Genomic DNA, 4,457 nt, shown 5'->3' with positions numbered 1-4,457 from the left:
CGATCGCCTGGAGTGTCTCGGCGCGGCCAACGCGATCGTTCCGCTGCTGCGCAACATTGATCAATACGAAGAGACGGTCATCTTTCCCGCCTACGAGGATGCCGTGGTCAGCAGCAATGCGAACCTTGCCTCAACCCGGCGATTGCGGGCCGAACATATGGAAGACGAATGCGTTGGCGGTGAGGTGACCGAAATTCTGCTGGCCATCGGTCATGGCGAGGCGGTCGAAAACCCCGAAGCCCTCGGGTTCATGTTGCGCGGCCTGTTCGAGAATCTGCGCCGGCACATCGTGTTTGAACGCGAGCATGTCCTGCCGATGATCGGGATCGTCGATCGAGACTAGAGTTGACGCAATTCCGGACGGAAAACTGTTTCAGCCTTTTCCTGGAATTACTCTAGGCTCCGGAGCGGCTCGCCAACCGGGCAAGGCTGTCCACAGTCACATGGCGGTTGTTGTCGATCCGGATCACGCCGTCTGTCCGCAGCCGGGTCAACTGGCGGCTCACCGTCTCGATTGTCAGGCCGAGGAAATCGGCGATGTCGGCACGTGTGAGAGGCAGTTCGAAGCTCGTCGGATTGGTGTTTGGATCGAGCGTGGGATCGATGTTTCTGGCAATCATCAGCAGAAAGCTCGCCACTTTTTCCGCAGCGGTCTTGCGTCCCAGCGTGACCATCCAGTCGCGTGCATCGTCGAGTTCGTTCAGCGTCTGCTTGAGCAGGCGGTGCTCGAGATCCGGCGACTCCCTCATCATCCTTTCGACGGAAGCCCTTGGAAACGAACACAGGGAGACGGCCGTTGCCGCTACCGCGTTGATCACGCTTTCCACCTTGAACGGCCGTCCCAGAAAATCGGGGGCAAACTGAAGCGCGACAATCTGCTGGCGCCCGTCCGAAAGGCTCTTCGTCAGCTTCACGACGCCGGAAAGCACGTTGGAATAGCTGTCGACGGTTTCGGCGTCGCCCATCAGTTCTGACCCCGGTTCAACGGTGTGCTTTGACGAGGTCTTGGCGAGCCCGACCAATTGATCGGGATCAAGGGCACCGCAAATGCCGCGATGCCTTGCCTCGCAGGATTGGCAAAGCACGGGAATACCGGCACTATGAACATCCTGACGCACTGTCATCACGATCGTCCGAGGATCCAGGGTATCGGCAAGATAAGCATCGGCCATTGAAAAAGCCTTGTGGCAGTTTGTCCGGTGCAAAGGCTTTGACCGAAATCAAGGTATCGGCGTGCCGTTGCGGTCATTTTCCGGGCCATGCAACCACAGGAATGGCGAGATGCGACCGGAACTAGCTGCCAGACTTGGCGAGAACGTGCCGCGCTACACGAGCTATCCGACCGCGCCGCATTTCCATCCGGGGGTCGATGCCACTATCTGTCGAGGCTGGCTGGAGGCGCTGGAGAACGGCGACGAGATTTCACTCTATCTGCATATTCCCTTCTGCGACAGACTCTGCTGGTTCTGTGCCTGCCACACCAAGCAAACACGTCACTATGAGCCGGTAACTGCCTATCTCCGCTCGTTGCACGCCGAGATCGCCACCGTTGCCCGTATTGTCGGCGGCAAGGCTGGCGTGCGCGCCATCCACTTCGGTGGCGGCTCTCCGACGATGCTGAAGTCCGAGGACATGGTGGTGCTGGGGAAAGCATTGCGGGCCAGCTTCGATTTCCTTCCGGACGCCAAGATCAGCGTCGAAATCGATCCCAATGATATGGACGACGCCCGTCTTGATGCGCTGGCCGAGATCGGCATGACCCGGGCGAGCCTCGGCGTCCAGGACTTTGACCTGAAGGTACAAAAGGCAATTAACCGCGAGCAAAGCTTTTTGCAGACCAAAGCGGTCATCGATGGCGTTCGTTCGCGCGGCGTCGAATCGGTCAATCTGGACCTGCTCTACGGCTTGCCGCACCAGACCAGGGAGAGCGTCTCCTCAACCGTCGCGCAGGCACTGACCCTGGAACCGGATCGGATGGCGTTGTTTGGCTACGCGCATGTACCCTGGTTCAAGAAGCATCAGACGATGATCGACGAGGCATGGTTGCCTGGTCCGGCACAGCGCCTTGCTCAATCACAACTGGCCGCGTGTCTTATGCTGAACGCGGGGTATGAGCCCGTCGGCTTCGACCATTTCGCCAAGCCCAACGATGCGTTGGCTGTAGCGGCCCGAACCGGCTGCTTGCGCCGGAATTTCCAAGGCTATACCGAGGATCGCTGCGAAACCTTGATCGGCCTCGGCCCATCGTCCATCAGTCAATTTCGCCAAGGCTATGTGCAGAATATGCCATCGAACACGGAGTATGGACGCATGGTCTCAGACGGTGGGCTGGCGGCTGTCCGCGGCATCGCGCTTTCCGACGACGACCGCGTCCGCGGCTGGATCATCGAGAGGCTGATGTGTGATTTCGCCTTCTCAGCCATCGAGCTGGTGGAGCGTTTTGGCAAAGCCGGCCAGAGGCTTCTGCTGAAGGCAAGTTCCACGGCCCTTCATGATCCGGCGCGGTTGCTTGAACTTGATGGTGACCGCTTCGTCGTGCCGGCGGAAAGCCGGCCCTTTGTCAGAAGCATCGCAGCGAAGTTCGACAAATATCTTGAAACCGGCAAAGCCAGGCACTCGGTGGCGGTCTGAGCCGCTCAGAAATGCTCCCACGTCTGAATTGTAGACCGGTTCGCGCGTTCCCATGACGGTTCGATGGCCCCGTTGTTTGTTTTCATGCTGGCGCCCATCATCACCGCCATCGGGTTCTCGGTCGACTATACCAGGGCGGTCCAGACCCGGTCCAACGAGCAGCAGGCGCTGGATGCCGCGGTCCTATCGATCACCGGTATGGACACAACCTCAACGTTGGCGCAGCGCCAGACTATGCTGCAGAATACCTTCATCGCCAACCATGGCCTGGGTACCCCGACACTGAACAGCTTTGTGGTTTCCGCCAATGGCACCGCCACCGCGCAGGCCATGGCAAGTTACTCCATGCCCCCTGTGCCCTTTCCTTGTCCCTTCCTCCCTGTGAAAAAGCGGCCGAGCGAGGCTCGGTCAGATGGGAGGTGATCCAGCCGCTCTGAGGGCTGCTCGTACATTACCGGTTTCAGCCAAAACTGGCGGCCCGCAGCACTCGCGCGCAGGGCGACAAAAAACACCGGTGAGGCCAACTTCCTTTTCGACAAGAAAGCTTTCAGGGTCGTTGAGACCACGGAGGTTTCGCCTGATGGCCTTCCTGTTGCTGTTTTGGGGAAACACCCCTTTGCCGGCCGCTACGCGGGAACCGGCGACATGCCGATTTCCAAGGCGATGGAGGAGTACCGCTTTCCGTACGGGGCGAACGCCGCCGCGGCAGTTTGCGATTGTTCACCACCACCAGCAGATCGAAATCCGAACGATAGCCCTTCCTGGTATGCGGCTCGTCGACCCAGTCGCCACGCGCATAGGACCCAAAAGTATGATCTTGAGGATGCGCCCACGCCTTTTGAAGTCGGCCGTCCCGCCCTTGAGGGCATCCTCAAACTCCTCGAGAAGGAGTTTGACCGTCTTTCTCAGCTCGCGCTGTTTTGGTGGCGGGAGGTTGTCGATGCTGGATTTCATAAACAAAGGTCGGTCGTCCATTGCATACATAGCCGAGACAAGCCTCGATTCTACAGACTGACGCGTTTGCCCGCGTGAAGCAACGTGGTCAGTTCCCACGCATTCGATGCTGTCGTTCCCAATTACCTGCTCGTGCGGATCGTATGGAGATCCAAACACAATATTCCGCTCGGTGGCAAAAGTAATGCGCGACGCCACGTGGTCCGAAGAATGACTACAAATGTCGGACAAAGGGGGCGAAGTCTGGAGCAGCCAGCACCGTCTGAATCGGACGGCATTTCAAGTCTCAACTCGGGCTATCAAGTTCTATCCATGCAGGCGCATGATCGCTCGGCTTCTCCCATCCTCGCGTCTCTGCATCCACCCCCGCATTGCGAAGCCGGGACGACAACGAGGGACTGACCAGCAGATGGTCCATTCGCAGGCCAGAACTCTTGTCGTAGCCGCCCCCATAGGAGTGGTTCCAATACGTATAGACCCCCTTTTCCGGATGGATGCGCCTGACCGCGTCGATCCAGCCGTCCTCGAGCATCGCGGCATAGGCTTGGCGACTCTCGGGAAAGTAAACCGCATCGCCGATCCATCGTCGCGGCACCACGGCATCAATCGGAGTTGGAACGACATTGTAGTCGCCGCACAGCACGGTCGGCGCTCCCGCTTTGAGCAGATCCTGGCCGTAGCTAATCAGGCGGTCGAACCAGCGCAGCTTGTAGTCAAACTTGGGACCAGGGGCGGGATTTCCGTTTGGCAGGTAGAGACAGCCGACGACGAGCCCGCTGATCTCCGCCTCGATATAGCGGCTATGGCTATCGTCAGGGTCGCCAGGAAGCCCGCGTCGGCGCGCCGACGCGGGCTTCCTGGCGACCCTGACG

Annotated in this window: 5 protein-coding genes and 1 pseudogene; 3 read left to right on the top strand and 3 right to left on the bottom strand. The window is 59.2% G+C overall.

Features of this window, described 5'->3' with window-relative positions; genetic code table 11:
* Window positions 1–343 (top strand): hemerythrin domain-containing protein (locus EN884_RS27070; protein ID WP_164895173.1); only part of this gene is annotated, 343 nt, incomplete at its 5' end.
* Window positions 344–395: 52 nt separating this feature from the next.
* Here EN884_RS27070 and EN884_RS27065 read toward each other — a convergent pair.
* Window positions 396–1,124 carry a Crp/Fnr family transcriptional regulator gene (locus EN884_RS27065; protein WP_063170859.1) on the bottom strand — a complete coding sequence of 243 codons (729 nt, stop codon included), beginning with the start codon at window positions 1,122–1,124 and terminating at the stop codon, window positions 396–398.
* 157 nt (window positions 1,125–1,281) lie between these two features.
* Between EN884_RS27065 and hemN the strand changes: the two genes are divergently transcribed.
* Together hemN and EN884_RS27055 are read left to right on the top strand one after the other, a co-directional pair.
* Window positions 1,282–2,631, top strand: a complete 1,350-nt coding sequence (gene hemN / locus EN884_RS27060; protein WP_063170484.1) for an oxygen-independent coproporphyrinogen III oxidase — start codon at window positions 1,282–1,284, stop codon at window positions 2,629–2,631.
* A gap of 63 nt (window positions 2,632–2,694) precedes the next feature.
* The gene (locus tag EN884_RS27055; protein ID WP_063170483.1) at window positions 2,695–3,054 is read left to right on the top strand and encodes a Tad domain-containing protein; all 360 of its coding nucleotides are present in this window, start codon (window positions 2,695–2,697) and stop codon (window positions 3,052–3,054) included.
* A 283-nt stretch (window positions 3,055–3,337) separates the two neighbouring features.
* On the opposite strand, the pseudogene EN884_RS39830 reads toward EN884_RS27055, so the two are convergent.
* Window positions 3,338–3,585: pseudogene (locus tag EN884_RS39830) on the bottom strand (nucleotidyltransferase domain-containing protein); the annotation flags it as partial.
* A 286-nt stretch (window positions 3,586–3,871) separates the two neighbouring features.
* Window positions 3,872–4,457, bottom strand: a 586-nt coding sequence (locus EN884_RS27045) for an exodeoxyribonuclease III (protein ID WP_128360831.1), incomplete at its 5' end; no start/stop codon positions are given.

It is taken from the genome of Mesorhizobium sp. M7A.F.Ca.AU.001.01.1.1, assembly GCF_004022735.1.
Taxonomy (GTDB): domain Bacteria; phylum Pseudomonadota; class Alphaproteobacteria; order Rhizobiales; family Rhizobiaceae; genus Mesorhizobium; species Mesorhizobium ciceri.
Note: the sequence above shows the minus strand (reverse complement) of the source record. Positions and strands in the feature narration are given on the sequence as shown.